Source organism: Streptomyces sp. NPDC088157, assembly GCF_044741545.1.
In the GTDB taxonomy this organism is placed as follows: Bacteria; Actinomycetota; Actinomycetes; order Streptomycetales; family Streptomycetaceae; genus Streptomyces.
The window spans coordinates 930637-946063 of record NZ_JBIUSU010000003.1 but is presented as its reverse complement, the minus strand read 5'-3'; the positions used below and the strand labels follow the sequence as shown (position 1 = coordinate 946063).

The 15427-nt window shown below is 73.3% G+C and carries 10 protein-coding genes and 1 tRNA gene; 5 read left to right on the top strand and 6 right to left on the bottom strand.

Annotated features, from left to right (window positions below; genetic code table 11):
- Window positions 1-61: 61 nt before the first annotated feature.
- On the bottom strand, window positions 62-7105 hold the full coding sequence (locus ACIPFH_RS15455; protein ID WP_401826672.1) for an SDR family oxidoreductase: 7044 nt from the start codon (window positions 7103-7105) through the stop codon (window positions 62-64).
- Between the two features lie 613 nt (window positions 7106-7718).
- Here ACIPFH_RS15455 and ACIPFH_RS15450 point away from each other — a divergent pair.
- The gene (locus ACIPFH_RS15450) at window positions 7719-8915 is read left to right on the top strand and encodes a serine hydrolase domain-containing protein (RefSeq protein WP_401826670.1); all 1197 of its coding nucleotides are present in this window, start codon (window positions 7719-7721) and stop codon (window positions 8913-8915) included.
- Window positions 8916-8924: 9 nt separating this feature from the next.
- Here ACIPFH_RS15450 and ACIPFH_RS15445 read toward each other — a convergent pair whose 3' ends face one another.
- A complete protein-coding gene (locus ACIPFH_RS15445) occupies window positions 8925-9503 on the bottom strand; it encodes a TetR/AcrR family transcriptional regulator (protein ID WP_401826667.1) in 579 nt (192 codons plus the stop codon).
- A 125-nt stretch (window positions 9504-9628) separates the two neighbouring features.
- Here ACIPFH_RS15445 and ACIPFH_RS15440 point away from each other — a divergent pair, with 125 nt between their 5' ends.
- Both ACIPFH_RS15440 and ACIPFH_RS15435 read left to right on the top strand, forming a co-directional pair.
- Window positions 9629-11059 carry an MFS transporter gene (locus tag ACIPFH_RS15440; RefSeq protein WP_401826664.1) on the top strand — a complete coding sequence of 477 codons (1431 nt, stop codon included), beginning with the start codon at window positions 9629-9631 and terminating at the stop codon, window positions 11057-11059.
- Between the two features lie 44 nt (window positions 11060-11103).
- Window positions 11104-11177, top strand: a tRNA-Pro gene (locus ACIPFH_RS15435).
- Between the two features lie 56 nt (window positions 11178-11233).
- Here the strand turns inward: ACIPFH_RS15435 and ACIPFH_RS15430 are convergent.
- The 4 genes from ACIPFH_RS15430 to ACIPFH_RS15415 form a co-directional block, all read right to left on the bottom strand.
- Window positions 11234-11521 carry an SHOCT domain-containing protein gene (locus tag ACIPFH_RS15430; protein WP_401826661.1) on the bottom strand — a complete coding sequence of 96 codons (288 nt, stop codon included), beginning with the start codon at window positions 11519-11521 and terminating at the stop codon, window positions 11234-11236.
- A 248-nt stretch (window positions 11522-11769) separates the two neighbouring features.
- A complete protein-coding gene (locus ACIPFH_RS15425; protein ID WP_401826658.1) occupies window positions 11770-12225 on the bottom strand; it encodes a DUF6325 family protein in 456 nt (151 codons plus the stop codon).
- Window positions 12226-12595: 370 nt separating this feature from the next.
- The gene (locus ACIPFH_RS15420; protein WP_356265268.1) at window positions 12596-12958 is read right to left on the bottom strand and encodes a hypothetical protein; all 363 of its coding nucleotides are present in this window, start codon (window positions 12956-12958) and stop codon (window positions 12596-12598) included.
- Between the two features lie 94 nt (window positions 12959-13052).
- Window positions 13053-13703 carry a TetR family transcriptional regulator gene (locus ACIPFH_RS15415; protein ID WP_401826655.1) on the bottom strand — a complete coding sequence of 217 codons (651 nt, stop codon included), beginning with the start codon at window positions 13701-13703 and terminating at the stop codon, window positions 13053-13055.
- Window positions 13704-13761: 58 nt separating this feature from the next.
- Between ACIPFH_RS15415 and ACIPFH_RS15410 the strand changes: the two genes are divergently transcribed.
- Window positions 13762-14448, top strand: a complete 687-nt coding sequence (locus ACIPFH_RS15410; RefSeq protein ID WP_401826653.1) for a class II aldolase/adducin family protein — start codon at window positions 13762-13764, stop codon at window positions 14446-14448.
- 29 nt (window positions 14449-14477) lie between these two features.
- Window positions 14478-15407 carry a carbohydrate kinase family protein gene (locus ACIPFH_RS15405; protein ID WP_401826650.1) on the top strand — a complete coding sequence of 310 codons (930 nt, stop codon included), beginning with the start codon at window positions 14478-14480 and terminating at the stop codon, window positions 15405-15407.
- Window positions 15408-15427 lie beyond the last annotated feature (20 nt).

Here is a 15427-nt window from a genome sequence, read left to right as displayed (position 1 = left end):
ACCTGACCGGTGGTCACCGACGACCGTTCGGCGACCGATCGGGGTGACGTCACCGCGCCCGTCACCAGCCCGAAGCGGTGTAGACGACGGCGGTGGCCGACTCCTCGCCCCAGGCGAGCTCCCGCAGCAGCGCCGCGGTCCCCTCCTCGGGATCGATCAGCCGGATGCCGCGCCGGGCGTACTCACGGGCCAGCTCCGCACCCACCATGCCCGCATGCCCCGCCGTGGGCGCCCACGGACCCCAGTGCACGGTCACCGCACGGTGCCCGGTACGGGCGGCGAAGGCCGCGCCGAGAGTCTCCAGGGCGTCGTTGGCGGCCGCGTAGTCCGCCTGGCCCCGGTTCCCCAGCACGGCCGAGATCGAGCCGAACAGCACGGTGAACGCGGGGGCGGCGGGCAGTTCCTCCAACGCGGTGAGCAGGGCGTCCGCGCCGGTGGCCTTGGTGGCGTAGACCCGCTGGAACGACTCGGCGCTCTTCTCGGCGACGAGCCGGTCCTCGATCACGCCGGCCGCGTGCACCACACCGTCCAGCCGGCCGTGTTCGGCGTGGATCTCCTTCACCGCCTGAAGCACCGCACCGGGCTCCCGGAAGTCGACGGAGCGGTAACGGGCCGGGCTGCCGAGTGCCGCGAGTTCGCTCAGGGTGGCGGTGATCTCCCGCTGGGCCAGCAGGAGTTCGGCGGCGCGGTTGATCTCCGTCGGCTTCGTGGCGCCGCGGGCGGCGAGTGCGGCACGCAGCTCGGCAGGGGTGCGGGCGGCCGCGGTGTCGGCGTCTTCGGGACCGTCCGGCGCGGGAGTACGGCCGAGCAGCTCCAGCCGGCAGCGGGCGGCACCGGCGAGCGTGGCGGCGAACTGCGCGGTGATGCCCCGCGCCCCGCCCACGAGCAGCACCACCGAATCCCGTTCCAGTCCCAGTGCGGCGGCCTCGGCGGCCCCGTCCCCGGCCGGTCCGGCGCCCGTGCTGCCGAGCGCGCCGAGCGGCGCCTCCACCAGCTCGAAACCGTGCCGGCCGGCCGCCGTCCGCAGCACGACCGGAGCGCGGTCCGGCGCGACGGCCTCCGCGACCACGGCGTCCGCCACGGCGGACGGCGAGACGTCGGCGAGGTCGACGACCCGGGCCACGGTCTCCGGATACTCGCGCGCCACGGTCCGGAACAGGCCGCGCAGCCCCGCGGTCCGGGGGTCGGGTGTCTCGCCGTCGGCGCGGCGGACGGCCAGCAGCCTGCGCGGGCCGCGCGCGAGGGCGGCCTTCAGAACGGGGAACGCGTCCGGCAGCACGGGGCTGTCGTCGGCGCCCGAGAGGGCTCCGAGATACAGCACCCCGTCCACCGGCCCGTCCGCCTCCGACAGGACGTGGTCCCGGGCCCGTACGTCGACGTCGGCACCGTGGGACAGCAGCCGGGCGGCCACTTCGGGTGCCTCGCCCAGAAGGATCCAGCGGGTGCCGGACAGCGCGGCGGGGAGGGCGGCGGCATAGGCATCGTCGCCGCTGCCGTCGCCGGCCCGGTCGTCGGTCCCGCCGTCGAGGAGGACCGGTCGCAGTACATGCCTCCTGGGCGGCTCGCCGGTCACCTCCGACGTCACCTCCGCGGGCGCTGCGGACTCCGAGGCCGCCGCGGCCGCGACGGTCGGCGGGACCGGGGGAGCGGGTGCGGCTGCGGGAGTGGGGTCGGGTGCGGCCGGTCCGGTCAGCCTGGCGGTGAGCCAGTCGGTCACCGCGGCGGCCGTACGCGCCTTCGCCAGCTCCTCCAGCTCGTCGTCGTCCATCGAGGTGAGATCCGCACCGGCCCCGGCGCCCAGACGCCTGGCCAACTCGCCCGCGATCTCGGCCCGCTTGATGGAGTCGATGCTGAGGTCCGCCTCGAGGTCGAGGTCGGGCTCGATCATGTCGACGGGGTAGCCGGTGCGCTCGCTGATGATCTCCAGCACGACCTGCTGGACGTCCGTGGGCCCGGCGGCACGGGGCGGAGCGGACTCCGGAGCCGGTTCGGACGTCGCCGGCACCACCGTCGTTCGCACGGTGGTGAGTTCGGCCACCGCCTGGATCAACGGCGGTGCGGCCGCCACGGGCGGGACGGGCTGCGCGCCCGGGGCGGCTCCCAGGTAGGTGAGCAGCACGTCCCGTTGGGCGGCGACCATCTCCCGGCTGGTGCGCAGGAACTCGGAGATGAGCGCGTCCCGGTCGGACGGGACGCCGTGCGGGGGGTTGGTCGTCACAGTCGCCTCAGTCCTCTCGATGGGTGCCACGACTCGTCGGGCCGGTGCGAGCGCGCCCGGCAGGAGGGCGCCGGAGGCGGTGCGGACCAACTGTCCGTCGACCGTCCAGCCGGGCCGCTTCGGCGCGGGGGTCCGTACCGCGTCGACCGCGTCGCGGCCGCGCAGCAGCCACCCGGCGCGTACCGGCAGACCCGCGACGGCGAGCCGGGCCAGGGCGTCGAGCCAGTCGCGCAGACCGCCGTCGGGGCGGGGCTCGCAGGCCACCGCGTGGTGCGGACGGTCGCCGAGGATCTGCCCGACCAGTCGGGTCAGCACCGACCCGGGACCGGCTTCGACGAAGACGCGCGCGCCCGCCTCGTACATCGCCTCGATCTGCTCGACGAAGGCGACCGGGGCGCCGATCTGGGCGGCGAGCTGGGCCCGTACCGCGTCCGGGTCGGCGGGGTACGGTGCGGCGGTGCGGTTGGACCACACCGGGAACTCGGGGGCGTGCACCGGCCGGACCGCGAGCGCCCCGGCGAACCGGTCGGCGGCACCGGCGACCAGCGGGCTGTGGAAGGCGCAGGCCACGGGGATCCGCTTGGCCCCGAACCCGGCCTCGCGCAGCAGCCGTACGGTCTCGGTGACGGCGTCCGTGGGACCCGAGATCACCGTCTGCTGGGGCGAGTTGCGATTGGCGACGACCACGGAGTTGGGCGCCTGCGCCGCCGAGAGTGCCCGCGCCACGTCCTCGGCACCGGCGGCGACAGCGGCCATGGCGCCGGGATCACCTCCGGCGGATGCCGCGGACGGGGTGGGTCCGGTCGTCCCGTCGGCCCCCGTGACCCCAGCCGCTTCGAGGATCGCCGTCGCCCGTTCCGCGCTCAGTTCCAGCAGGGTCTCGGGGCCCAGGGCGCCGGCCGCGCAGAGGGCGACCAGCTCGCCGTAGCTGTGTCCGGCGGCCATGTCCGGCCGTACCCCGGCCGCGCCGAGCACGGCGTGCGCGGCGAGCCCGGCGACGCCGAGGACCGGCTGCGCCACCCGGGTGTCGGTCAGCGCATCCTGCTGCCGGTCGCGTACGGCGTCGTCGAAGGCGGCCGGCGGGTACAGGGTGTCGGCGTGGGCGCGGCCGAGCTCCAGGTAGGGCCGCAGCTCGGGGAAGGTGACGAACAGGTCGGCGAGCATGCCGGTGCGCTGGCTGCCCTGGCCGGGAAAGAGGAAGGCGACCTTGCCGTCACCGGGGTCGTCCTGCGGGGCCCGGTGGATCCCCCGCGCCGGGTCGTGTCCGGCCGGATCGGCCGACACCCGCCGCAGCTTTTCGACCAGGTCGTCCACGTCCGTCGCCACGACCGCGACCTGTGCGGGGTCGCCGCTCGCGTCCGACCGGCGCGCGGCGCCGAGCGCCAGGTCCCGCAGGCGCCACGGCCGGCCCTCCGCCTCGGCGGCCTCGAGGAGTTCGTCCACCGCACGGCGGGCCGCGGCCGCGTCGCGCCCACGGAAGACGAACAGTTCGGCAGGCCAGGCGTCCAGTCCCCGCACGGGCGGCACGCCGTCGGCGTAAGCACTCAGCACGACATGGAAGTTGGTGCCGCCGAAGCCGAACGCGCTGACTCCGGCGACGCGTTCCTCAGGGGGCGCCGCCCAGGGCCGTGCCCGCGTATGGAAGGCGAAGGGACTCTCCCCGGCCTCCCAGGCCGCGTTGGGTGCCTCGACGTGCAGCGTCGGCGGCCTGACACCCGTGTGCAGGGCCAGCACCGTCTTGATCAGGCCGGCGAGTCCGGCGGCGCACTTGGTGTGTCCGATCTGCGACTTCACCGAGCCGATCGCGCAACCGCCCGGTTTCGCCCCTGCCTCGCCGAACACCTCGCTCAGGACGCGCAGTTCGGTGCGGTCGCCGACCACCGTCCCGGTGCCGTGCGCCTCGACGAGCCCGACGTCGGCCGGCGAGACGCCCGCGTTGCGGTAGGCGCGTTCCAGGGCCGAACGCTGACCCTCGGGCCTGGGCGCGGTGAGTCCCAGGGAACGGCCGTCGCTGGAGGAGCCGAGACCCTTGACGACGCCGTAGATCCGGTCGCCGTCGCGTTCGGCGTCCGCGAGGCGTTTGAGCACGACGCAGGCCACCCCCTCGCCGAGGGCGATGCCGTCCGCCGAACCGTCGAACGCGCGGGAGCGGCCGGTCGGGGACAGCGCGTGCACGGAGGAGAAGAGGACGTAGTCGTTGATGCCGTTGTGCAGGTCGGCGCCGCCGCACAGCACCACGTCGGAGGTGCCGCCGACGAGTTCCTTGCAGGCGACGTCCACCGCGGCCAGCGAGGAGGCGCAGGCGGCGTCGACGGTGTAGTTGGCGCCGCCGAGGTCGAGCCGGTTGGCGATCCGCCCGGAGATGACATTGGCGAGCATGCCGGGGAAGGAGTCCTCGGTGAGCTGGGGGAGCTGCTCGTCCAGGCCCGCCGGGACCTCGCCGTAGTAGGAGGGCAGCACCGCCCTCAGCGTGGCCGCGTTCGACAGGTCGCTGCCCGCTTCCGCGCCGAACACGACCGAGGTCCGGGAGCGGTCGAACTCCCGCTGCCCCTCGCCGTATCCGGCGTCCTCCAGGGCGCGCCGGGCCGCCTCCAGGGACAGCAGCTGCACCGGCTCGACGTTGCCGAGGGAGGTGGGCGGGATGCCGTACCGCAACGGGTCGAAGGGGATGCGGGGCAGGAAGCCGCCCCACTTCGAGGGGGTCGACCGGCCGTGGTGGACGGCCGGGTCCCAGCGGTCGGCCGGCACCTCGCCGACCGCGTCCACGCCCCCGACCACGTTCGCCCAGAAGGTGGGCAGGTCGGGCGCCTGCGGGAACATGCACGCCATGCCGACGACGGCGATGTCCAGCGGGACCGGTGCGGCCGGCTCCCGCACCCGGTCCCGGTCTGCCAACTCCGCGGCACGCAGCACGAGATGCTGGGCCGCGCCGGTCGTCACGGACTCGTGCAGCGCCGCGACCGTGGTGGTCGCCGAGCGCAGCACGGCCACCTCCCCGGCCATGAACATCCCCTCGGCGAGCTGGCGTCGCTCGTCGACGGGGGTGAGGGAGCCGTCGGCGTCCCGGGTCAGTCCCTTGCTCGCGATGCGCAGCCGGCCGACGTTGAGCCGCTCCAGCGCCTCCCAGATCTGCCGGTCGCCCGCCCCCTCGCCACGCAGCCGGGACTCCTGGTCGCGGTAGCCGGCGGCGAACGGGCTCGGCACACAGCGGGTGGCGTGACCCGGCGCCGACTCCAGGAGCGTGGTGCGCTCGGCGGCCATGACCTGCCGCTGGAACAGCGGCCGGATCGCGCCGTGCGCCACCGCCTCCTCCGTGAACAGATACGCGGTGCCCATCAGCACGCCCACGGACGCTCCGCGCGCGGTCAGCGGCGCGGCGAGCGCGGCTACCATCGCCGCCGACCGCTCGTCGTGGACCCCGCCCGCGAAGAACACCTCGAGACCGTCGGCCTCGTGCAGCGCGAAGAAGTCCTCCAGGACCGCCAGTTGGGCCTCCCAGAGCGGAAAACTGCCGCGCGGTCCGACGTGCCCTCCGCACTCCGAGCCCTCGAACACGAAGCGGCGCGCCCCGGCCTGAAGGAACTGCCGCAGCAGCCCCGGCGACGGCACGTGCAGGAAGGTCCGGATGCCGTCCCGCTCCAGCGCCTGCGCCTGGGACGGCCGTCCGCCCGCGATGATCGCGTGCGTCGGCCGCAGCTCCCGTACGGCCTCCAGCTGTGCGGTGCGCACATCCTCCGGCGCGAAGCCGAGCACCCCCACACCCCAGGGCCGGCCGGCCACCGCGTCCCGGGTCTCGGCGAGCATGTCCCGTGTCCGCGCACCGTCCGCCAGGGCCAGGGCGAGGAAGGGCAGCGCCCCGTCGGCCGCCACCGCCGCGGCGAACGCGGCCCCGTCGCTCACCCGGGTCATCGGCCCCTGTGCGACGGGCAGCCGCGTCCCGAGCGCCCGGCTCATCGGCGACCCGGCCCGCAGCGCCCGTACGGCCGTGTCGTCGCGCACCGCGTCCAGAACCGCGTCCCGCACTGCCCGCACGGTCCGCCGTACGTCACCCCAGCGCTCGGCGAACCGGGCGGCGAGGAAACCGTCCTGGCCCACCGGGAGCAGCTGGGCGCCCAGATCCCGCGCGCCCAGCAGCGCCGCCACCGCCCGCGGTCCCGCGCCCTCCGCGAGCCGCGGGGCGTCCGGGCCGCGCCGTCGCAGGACACGGTGTCCGGCGAGGACGACGGTCTCCGAGCCGTCCAGGGTGCGCAGCGCCGCGGCGACGGGTTCGGGCAGCGCCGACTCGGCGAGCAGCGCGAGCTGGCTGTCCAGGACGACGCCGGTCGCACCGCCGGCCACCGCGGCGGCGGCCGTGCGCGGGCCGATTCCGCCGCACGCCCACACCGGAGAGGTCACCTCGGGGGCGGTGAGGAGCTGCTGGAGCAGGACGAAGGTGCTCAGTTCGCCGATCCGGCCGCCGCACTCGGCGCCGCGGGCGATCAGGCCGTGCGCCCCGGCGTGTAACGCGGCCCGCGCGCCTGCCAGGTCGGTGACCTCGACCAGCACGCGGTGGCGCGCCGCGAGGTCGGCGATCGGCCAGCGCGTGCCTTCGGTGTTGGCGGCCGTCGAGGGCTGTGCGGCCTGCGAGCCGAGGATCACCGTGTGCGGGCCGTCGGGTTCCAGGTCGGCGGGGGCGAGCCGGCAGTGCGCGCCGACCCGGACCCCGAAGGCGCCCGGGGACGCGCGGCGCAGCCGGGAGAGGGCCTCGCGGGATCTTCGGTCACCGGATCCCAGGTCGAGGACGCCGAGCCCGCCGGCCCGGGCGACCGCCAGGGCGAGTCCGGCATCGGGTTCGCCGAAAGGAGTGATGCCGATGATCATGTCCTCGGAACGCACAGCGGACGTCATGATTCTCCGAATCAAGGTGAGACTGCACGGTGGGGGGTTCGGGACAGCAAAGGCGGCTCACCGCATTCCAGCGGGCAGAGGTACACCGCGGAACGCCGTTCTGAAGCGCGTGCTCGAAACGCGTTGAAAGGTAGTGCGCTTATTACTCACTGGTCAACGTTCGAACGATCGGCCGGTATCCAGCCGCAGTGATTCGGTCAGTCGTGGGCGGAGGGCCGAGGCGTAGGAAATGGGATGAATTCCTTTCGGGGCCGGTCCCGTTCACCCTCCACTCACCTCGTAGAAACATGAACGAACGCAGGAAATGGGTTCCTCTGGACCGCATGTCCGAATCGGAACGCACATTCCCGGCGTCGGGCGGCCGGCGGGGAAAATTCTGTGTGTCGGTCCCGGAGTGACCGGGAAATGCTTGTGCTCGGGGCGCTTCGCACGCGGCAGCCCCCGCCCCACCCCGAGCGCCTGTCCCGTGCTGAACCCGGCGCACCCCCGGCCGACCGGAGAAGTCCTCCGTGCTCACCGTCCTCCGGTGCCTGAGGGCCGTCCGGGTCCGGGGTGGCACCGCCCGGGAGTGTTGCCCGCGGGGTCGATGTGGCGATCAGCCCATAGTGCCCGTATGACGCGTACCCGTACGGCGCTGCTGTGCGCCGCCGCACTCCTCGCCTCGACCCTCCAGACGGCCGCCGCGGCCGTCGACCCCGGTCCCCGTGACCGGGCCTGCGCCGCCACGCGCAATCCGCGGGGCCAGGCGCGCGAGGTCCTCGCCCTCGTCCGCGCCGCCCGCAAGGAACTCGGTCTCAAGGCCGCCCTGGTCAAGGTCACGGTCGGCGGGCGTGAACTCGTCACCGGCGCGGACGGCGAGTCCCTCACGGATGTGCCCGCCACGCCCGCCATGCACTTCCGGACCGGCTCGGTCGGCATCGCCTTCATGGGCACCGTGCTGCTCCAGCTCGTCCAGGAGCACAAGGCGCGCCTCGACGACCCGGTCTCCCGCTGGCTGCCCGACCTGCCGCACGGTGACGAGATCACCCTGCGCATGCTCGGCGACTCGACGTCGGGCCTGCACGACTACGTCACCGACCCGGCCTTCCTGAAGAGGCTCTACGCCGACCCCTGGCAGCACTGGGCCCCCGAGGAGGTCGTCGGAATCTCCCTCAGCCACCCCCTGTGGTACCGGCCGGGCACCAACTGGAGTTACTCGCACGCCAACTTCGTCCTCCTCGGCCGCGCCCTGGAGAAGATCTCCGGCACCCCGCTCGACCGCCTCCTGCGGGAACGCGTCATGAAACCCCTCGAGCTGCGCAACACCCGCAACAACGACACCGCGCTCATCCCGCCGCCCGTGCTGCACGCCTACGACGACGAACGCGGTACCTATGAGGAGTCCACCTACTGGAACCCCTCCTGGACCACCGCCCCCGGCGCCGTGCTGACCCAGGACATCTGTGACCTGGCCCGCTCCGGGCAGGCCATCGGCTCGGGCGAACTGCTCTCGAAGCGCTCCTTCCGCACCCAGCTGGACCCGGGCACGGTCGGTCTCGGGCACCCCACCGCCAACTGCCCCGCCACCGTCTGCCTGCCCATGACCGAGGACTTCCACTTCGGCCTCGGGGTCGTGGTCAAGAACGGCTGGGTGGTGCAGAACCCGTCCTTCTTCGGCTACGCGGCCGTGATGGCGTACGAGCCGGACAAGCGGCTGTCCATCGCGGTGTCCACGACGGTGGGCCCGGACGCCCCCGCCGGGAACACCGCCCAGACGGTCACCGAACGGATCGCGGACCTGCTCGACCCGCGGCACCCGCTGTCCGGCTGACGCTCCAGATCAGCGCCCGGCGCGCACCCCGTCCAGCGCGATGGCCAGAACGCGGTCGCGCTGGGCGTCGTCCACGAAGGCCGTCGCGGTGATGCCGGCGACCATCCGCAGCAGATCGCCGAAGTCCATGTCCCCCCGGGCCGCCCCGGCCCGCTGGGCCCGCTCGAACAGCGGCCCGCCCGCCGCGTACATCGACTCACGGCAGGCCTGGAAGATCTCCGACTCGCCCTCCAGCGCCTCACGCACCGCCCGCTTGGTGACCATGTAGCCGGCGAACCGCTCGAGCCAGGCGGTGAGCGCCTCCCACGGCTCCAGGCCGGAGAACTCCTCCGCCGACCGGCACAACGCGTTGACCTCGTCCGCGTACACGCTCTCGAACAGGGCCCGGCGGGTCGGGAAGTTCCGGTACAGCGTGCCGATGCCCACGCCGGCGCGCCGGGCGACGTCCTCCAGGGACGCCTCGGAGCCGTGCTCGGCGAACGCCTCGCGCGCGGCGGCCAGCAGTGCGTCGTAGTTACGGGCCGCGTCCTTACGGACGGGGCGCTGGGCCGCGACGATCTCGCTGACGGGGAACTGCTGAGCCGGCACGTGCTGCCTCCTGGGCGTGACTCGTTGAAACGGAGGGATGCCTCCGCTACAGTGGAGGGGTGCCTCCACTTTAGCAGTCCGAGGCCCCTTCTCCGCTTCCCGAGAGTCCTTTTGAGAGGCTCCTCATGCCCCGCACGTCCACCCGCCTCACCTTCGCGGTCCTCGCGACCGGTGCCGGCGTGTTCTCCATGCTCCAGTCGCTGATAGCGCCGGCCCTGCCGACCGTGCAGCACGCGCTGCACACCTCGCAGTCCACCGCGACCTGGGTGATGACCGCCTATCTGCTGTCCGCGTCCGTGTTCACGCCGATCCTCGGCCGGGTCGGCGACCTCATCGGCAAGAAGCGCACCCTCGTCGGGGTCCTGCTCGCCGTCCTGGCCGGCTGTCTGCTCGCCGCGCTCGCGCCGAACATCGGCGTCCTGATCCTCGCCCGGGTGGTCCAGGGGATCGGCGGAGCGCTCTTCCCGCTCTCCTTCGGCATCATCCGGGACGAGTTCGCCGCGTCCCGGGTGCCCGGCAGCATCAGCAACCTGTCCGCCGTGATCGCCGCCGGCGGTGGCGTCGGCATGGTCGCGGCCGGACCGATCGTCTCCGCGCTCGACTACCGCTGGCTGTTCTGGATCCCCGTCGGCATCGTCGCGGCCGCCACGCTGATCGCCCTGCGCTATGTGCCCGAGTCGCCCAACAGGGCCGACGGCAAGGTCAGTTGGATCGGAGCGGTGCTCCTGTCGGGCTGGCTGGTCGCCCTGCTGCTGCCGCTCAGCCAGGCGGGCGTCTGGGGCTGGGGCTCGGCCCGGGTGATCGGCCTGTTCGCCGTGGCCGTCGCGCTGTTCGCGCTGTGGCTGTTCACCGAGGCCCGCTCCCGAACGCCGCTGATCGACCTGCGCATCATGCGGCTGCCGGCCGTGTGGACCACCAACCTCGCCGCCCTGCTGTTCGGCGCGGGCATGTACGCGATCTGGTCCTTCCTGCCCGGGTTCGTGCAGACCCCGAGCACGGCCGGGTACGGCTTCGGCGCGAGCGTCACCGCCTCCGGGCTCCTCATGCTGCCGATGCTCCTCGCGATGTTCGTCTCCGGTGTGCTCAGCGGCCGTCTCGAGCCCCGCGTCGGCGCCAAGGCGCTGCTCACGACCGGCGCCGCGCTCGGTGCGCTCGCCCTGGGTTTCCTCGCCCTCTGGCATGACGCGCAGTGGCAGGTGGCCCTCGTGGCAGGCGTGTTCGGCCTGGGGATCGGTCTCGCCTTCGCGTCGATGGCGAACCTGATCGTGGGCAGCGTCCCCGCTGCCCAGACCGGCGCCGCCACCGGCATGAACGCCAACATCCGCACCATCGGCGGGTCCATCGGCGCCGCCGTCACCGGCGTCCTGGTCACCGGCCGCCTCCAGCCGTCGGGTCTGCCCTACGGCTCCGGCTACACCCACGGCTTCACCCTGCTCGCGGTGCTCTGCCTGGGCGCCGCACTCGCCGCCCTGCTGGTCCCCGCCCGCCGCGCGACCCGCCTGCCGGACGCGGCCGCCCACCAGGTGACGACCGCCGCACCCACCCCTGTGCGGTAAGCTCGGCCTGCGCGTTCCCGCAGCTCACCGCAGCGGAAACGCCTCGGGACGTGGCGCAGCTTGGTAGCGCACTTGACTGGGGGTCAAGGGGTCGCAGGTTCAAATCCTGTCGTCCCGACTTTTCGAAGTCGCAGAGGGAAGGCTGTACCGGGGTTCCGGTACAGCCTCCTCGCTTCAGGAGTCGAGAATCCTGCGCTTCTGGTCGGCGAACTCGGCCTCGGTGAGGACACCCTGGGCCTTCAGCTCCCCGAGTTGCTTCAACTGGTCGATCTTGCTGCTCATGTCGGGCGGCTGCTCGGCGGTCGGCGCCGGCGGGGCCTGCTGATAGGCCTGCTCAGGGGCCTGCTGAGGCTCCTGTTGGGCCCACCGCCCCTGCTGGCGGCGTGATACACGGTTCGATACCGCGGTCGCTGTTCCAGCCACCACGGCTGTGCGGGCGACCCCGCGGAGGAGACCTGGCACGGTGGTTTCCTTTCTCGCCGGAGGCACGTGAAGAGGACGCGAAGAAGACGGCATCTCCTGCCGGCGCGCGGGGCGCGCACCGGACACCTTCATTGGACCACCGGAGGATGTTCCCCGCATGTCCTCGGGCCCCGGCGCCGGCCCCCGGCGCCAGGAGTGACCGACAGGCCGCAAGGGCGGCGGGCGGTTCGCGGCGGGCGGGTCACCCGGGCGGCCGCCCCGGGCCGTGATCCGCCGTGGCGGAGTGCCTACGCCGTCGGCGGCCGATCGTCGTCGGTCTCCTCCAGCGCGGCCAGGACGGCCGGTACCGGGATCCGCCCGGAGGCGACCAGTTGCGCACCGCCGCGTCGCAGGGCGGTGGCGAAGGGCGCGGCCCACAGGTTCTCGTAGACCAGGATTCCCGCGGCGTTGCCGGGCTCCAGCGCGGCGCCGGCCTCCTCGATGTCGTCCTGGCCCAGCAGGCCGGAGGAGGCGCCCTCGAAGACGGCCCAGTCCAGGGCTCCGTCGCCGGTCAGGTCGGCGATCTCCAGGCCGACCACGGATCCGTCCGCGTCCTTCCTGACGAACATCAGATCGAGGATCCGGATGAGGCCGCGGTCCACCAGATCGACCAGCAGGGGAAAGCCCTCGCCGGTCATGCGGTTCCCGGGAAACTCGACGACCACGTAGTCGATCGGTCCCATTTCGACGAATTCATCGCTCACGGCTTCACCCCTGGGTGGTCACGGCGTCCGAACCCCCGCTGTCCTCGGATTTCATTGCAGCATCGGACACCCGCGGCCGCACCTCGGTGCGGCGCCCGCCCGCCCGGCCGGGGATGCCCGGACGACGGCGACGGCATCCGAACCGCTCCTACGCGGTCCGCCCGTCCTACGCGGTCCGCCCGTCCTACGCGGCCGCCCGGCCGTGCGCCCGTGCCGGCGCTCGCGCACCCGGCGCCGGACGGCCCGCCGGCACTTGAGCGTGCCCGTCCCGACCGCGATCAGTTGGACGAGGTCGAGCAGCAGCTGGACCGGGGAACCCCAGGCCTCGTCCCAGCCGGCGAACGCCGCGGAGGCCCCGATGTGCCGGGAGTCACGAGAAGACGTGCACCACTTCGATCTCGCCCACGAGGTGAGCGTTGAACTCCTCCAGCTCCTCGGCAGGCACCCACAGCTCCAGGATGGTCCGGCCGCCCGCCTGCCGGACCGGATACCTGCGCAGGAACTCGGAGTCGACCTCGAACCGGGTGACATAGCCGGCGCCGTCGTGCTTGACGTTCCAGTCCCGGGCGATCCGGACGGCGTAGTCCTCGTCGAGGACCGGGTAGAAGATCGGCTGCTCGGGCAACCGGGGCGGCCAGGCACGCATGCCGAGCTCACGCACCAACTCCAGCTCCTTCGGGCCGGTGGGCCGCCACAGGGTCGTGGTGGCTCGGTGCTGCCTGGTCAGGGTCATGGGATTCGCTCTCCGGGTGCGGCGACCGCCGGCGCGGTCGGTTGCGGGTCCCGACGGTATCGACAGTCCCGCAGCGGTGGCCACGGACTTTCGGCTACGGCCGCCCGTAGCGTGCGACGACCTCGGTGAGGTAGCAGCGCAGCATCGCCTTCGCCTCGTCGAGGAGGTCCGTGTCGCCTTCCGGGGCGCGGCGGAACGCCTCCTGGGCGAGGGCGTCGGCAGCGAGGATCGCGGCATGGCAGGCCCTCGCGAGCCTCTCGTCGTCGCGGGCGAGGCCCAGCACGAGCAGCACCCGGCGGATCCCGTCGGCCATCCGCCGCTTGTGCTCACGGTCCGCGGCCCGGGTCCGCTCCGTCAGCCCGCTGCCGAACCACAGGGCACGGAAGCCGTGCTCGGTGCGGTAGACGCGGGCGAACGTGTCGATGAGCGCGCCCACCGGATCGGCCCACCGCTCCCGCGCCGCGGTGCGGACCAGGTCGTCCATGACGTCTTCCAGGCGCGCGAAGTAGCCCGACGCGAGCGCGTCGATGATCGCGTCACGGTCGGGGAGGTACTGGTACAGCGAGCCGACCGACACCTTCGCCACGGCCGCGACCCGCGTCGTGGTGAGTGCCTCGACGCCCTCGCCGACCAGGATGCGCTCGGCGGCCTCCAGCATCAGGGCCAGACGAGCCTTGCTGCGCGCCTGCCGGGGCGTGCGGCGCAGCGGAGCGCCACCGTCGGGACCCGTGGTCGCGTGGACCAAGGAACTGCCTCCAAATCTGAACGTGACTTTGTTTCACGTTTACGCTACCTTCGCGCCCATGACCGCCTCAAGCTCGGCGCTGAGTCAGGAGCGGGCCGCCGTCGCGGACGCCTGTCGGCGCCTGGGGGCCGAAGGCCTCCTCATCGGCACGGCCGGGAACGTGAGCGTACGCGTCGAGGACCGGGTCGCGATCACCGCGACCGGCGCGGTCCTCGCCGAACTCACCCCGGACCAGGTGACCGTGGTCGACCTCGAGGGCGAGGTCGTGGCCGGAAGCCTGCGGCCGACCTCGGAACTGGACCTGCACCTCGGGGTCTACCGCCGCTACGGAACCGGCGCGGTCGTCCACACCCACGCTCCGATGGCCACCGCGGTCTCCTGCGTCCTCGACGAACTGCCCTGCGTCCATTACCAGTTGCTCGCCCTCGGCGGCACGGTGCGCGTCGCGCCCTACGCCACCTTCGGCACCCCCGAACTGGCCGGTTCGGTGCTCACCGCGCTCGAGGGCCGCAGCGCCGCCCTGCTGGCGAACCATGGCGCGGTCACCCACGGGACGACCCTCGACAAGGCCGTCGACAACGCGCTGCTCCTCGAATGGGCCTGTGGCGTCTACCAGCGCGCGGCCGCCATGGGCCGGCCCCGCTTCCTCGACGAACAGCAGCAACTCGCTGTGATCGAGGCCGCGATCGCCCGCGACTACGGCACCACCCACCCCGTAGCACCCACGCAGGAACAGAGCCGATGAGGCCGAAGGCCGATGAAGGGGGAAAGCCGATGAGGATCTTCACCATGGGCGTGCACGTCCTGGACGTACTGGTGCGGCCGGTGCAGGAGATACCCGAGGGCCAGGGCGCGACGCTGGTCGAGGACATCCGGATGACCGCCGCGGGAACCGCGGGCGGCACCGCTCTCACCCTCGCCAAGCTGGGCGCGCAGGTGCGCAGCGCCGGCGCCATCGGCTCCGACCCGACCGGCGACATGCTGGTGCAGTTGCTCGACCGGGCGGGCATCGACACCGAGTTCCTCGTCCGCCGCACCGACACCGCCACCTCCGCGAGCGTCCTGCCGATCCGGCCCAACGGCGACCGCCCCTCACTGCACCTGCTCGGCGCCAACATCACCTACGGCCTCGACGACGTGCCCTGGGAGGCCCTCGCCGAAGCCGACCATCTGCACCTGGGCGGGCCGGAGCTGATCGGCGTCGACGTCGCCACGCGCATCCTGTCGTTCGCCAGGGAGCACGGGGTCGTCACCTCCGTGGACCTGCTCGCCCCCGGGGTCCTCGGCAGCTTCGAGCAGATCGAGGCGGCCCTTCCCTACATCGACCACCTGCTGCCCAACGAGGACCAGGTCCTCGGCTTCACCGGCGAGAACGACCTGCTGACGGCGGCGCGCAAGCTGCTCGGCGCCGGTGCGGGCGTCGTCGCCGTCACCCGCGGCGCCGACGGCGCGCTCGTGGTGACCGCGGACGGCGCGGAACCGGTCCCCGCCTTCGTGGTCGACGTCGTCGACACCACCGGGTGCGGCGACGCGTTCTCGGCCGGCTATCTGCGGGGCGTGAGCCTGGGCCGGGCGCCGGGTGACGCCGCCGTCCTCGGCAGCGCCGCCGCGGCGCTCGTCGCGCAGGGGCTCGGCAGCGACCACGGCGACTTCGACCTCACGGCCGCCGACGCCTTCGCCGCGACGACGAAGCCCCGCACCTGAGATGACGCCCGGTCGCCCTT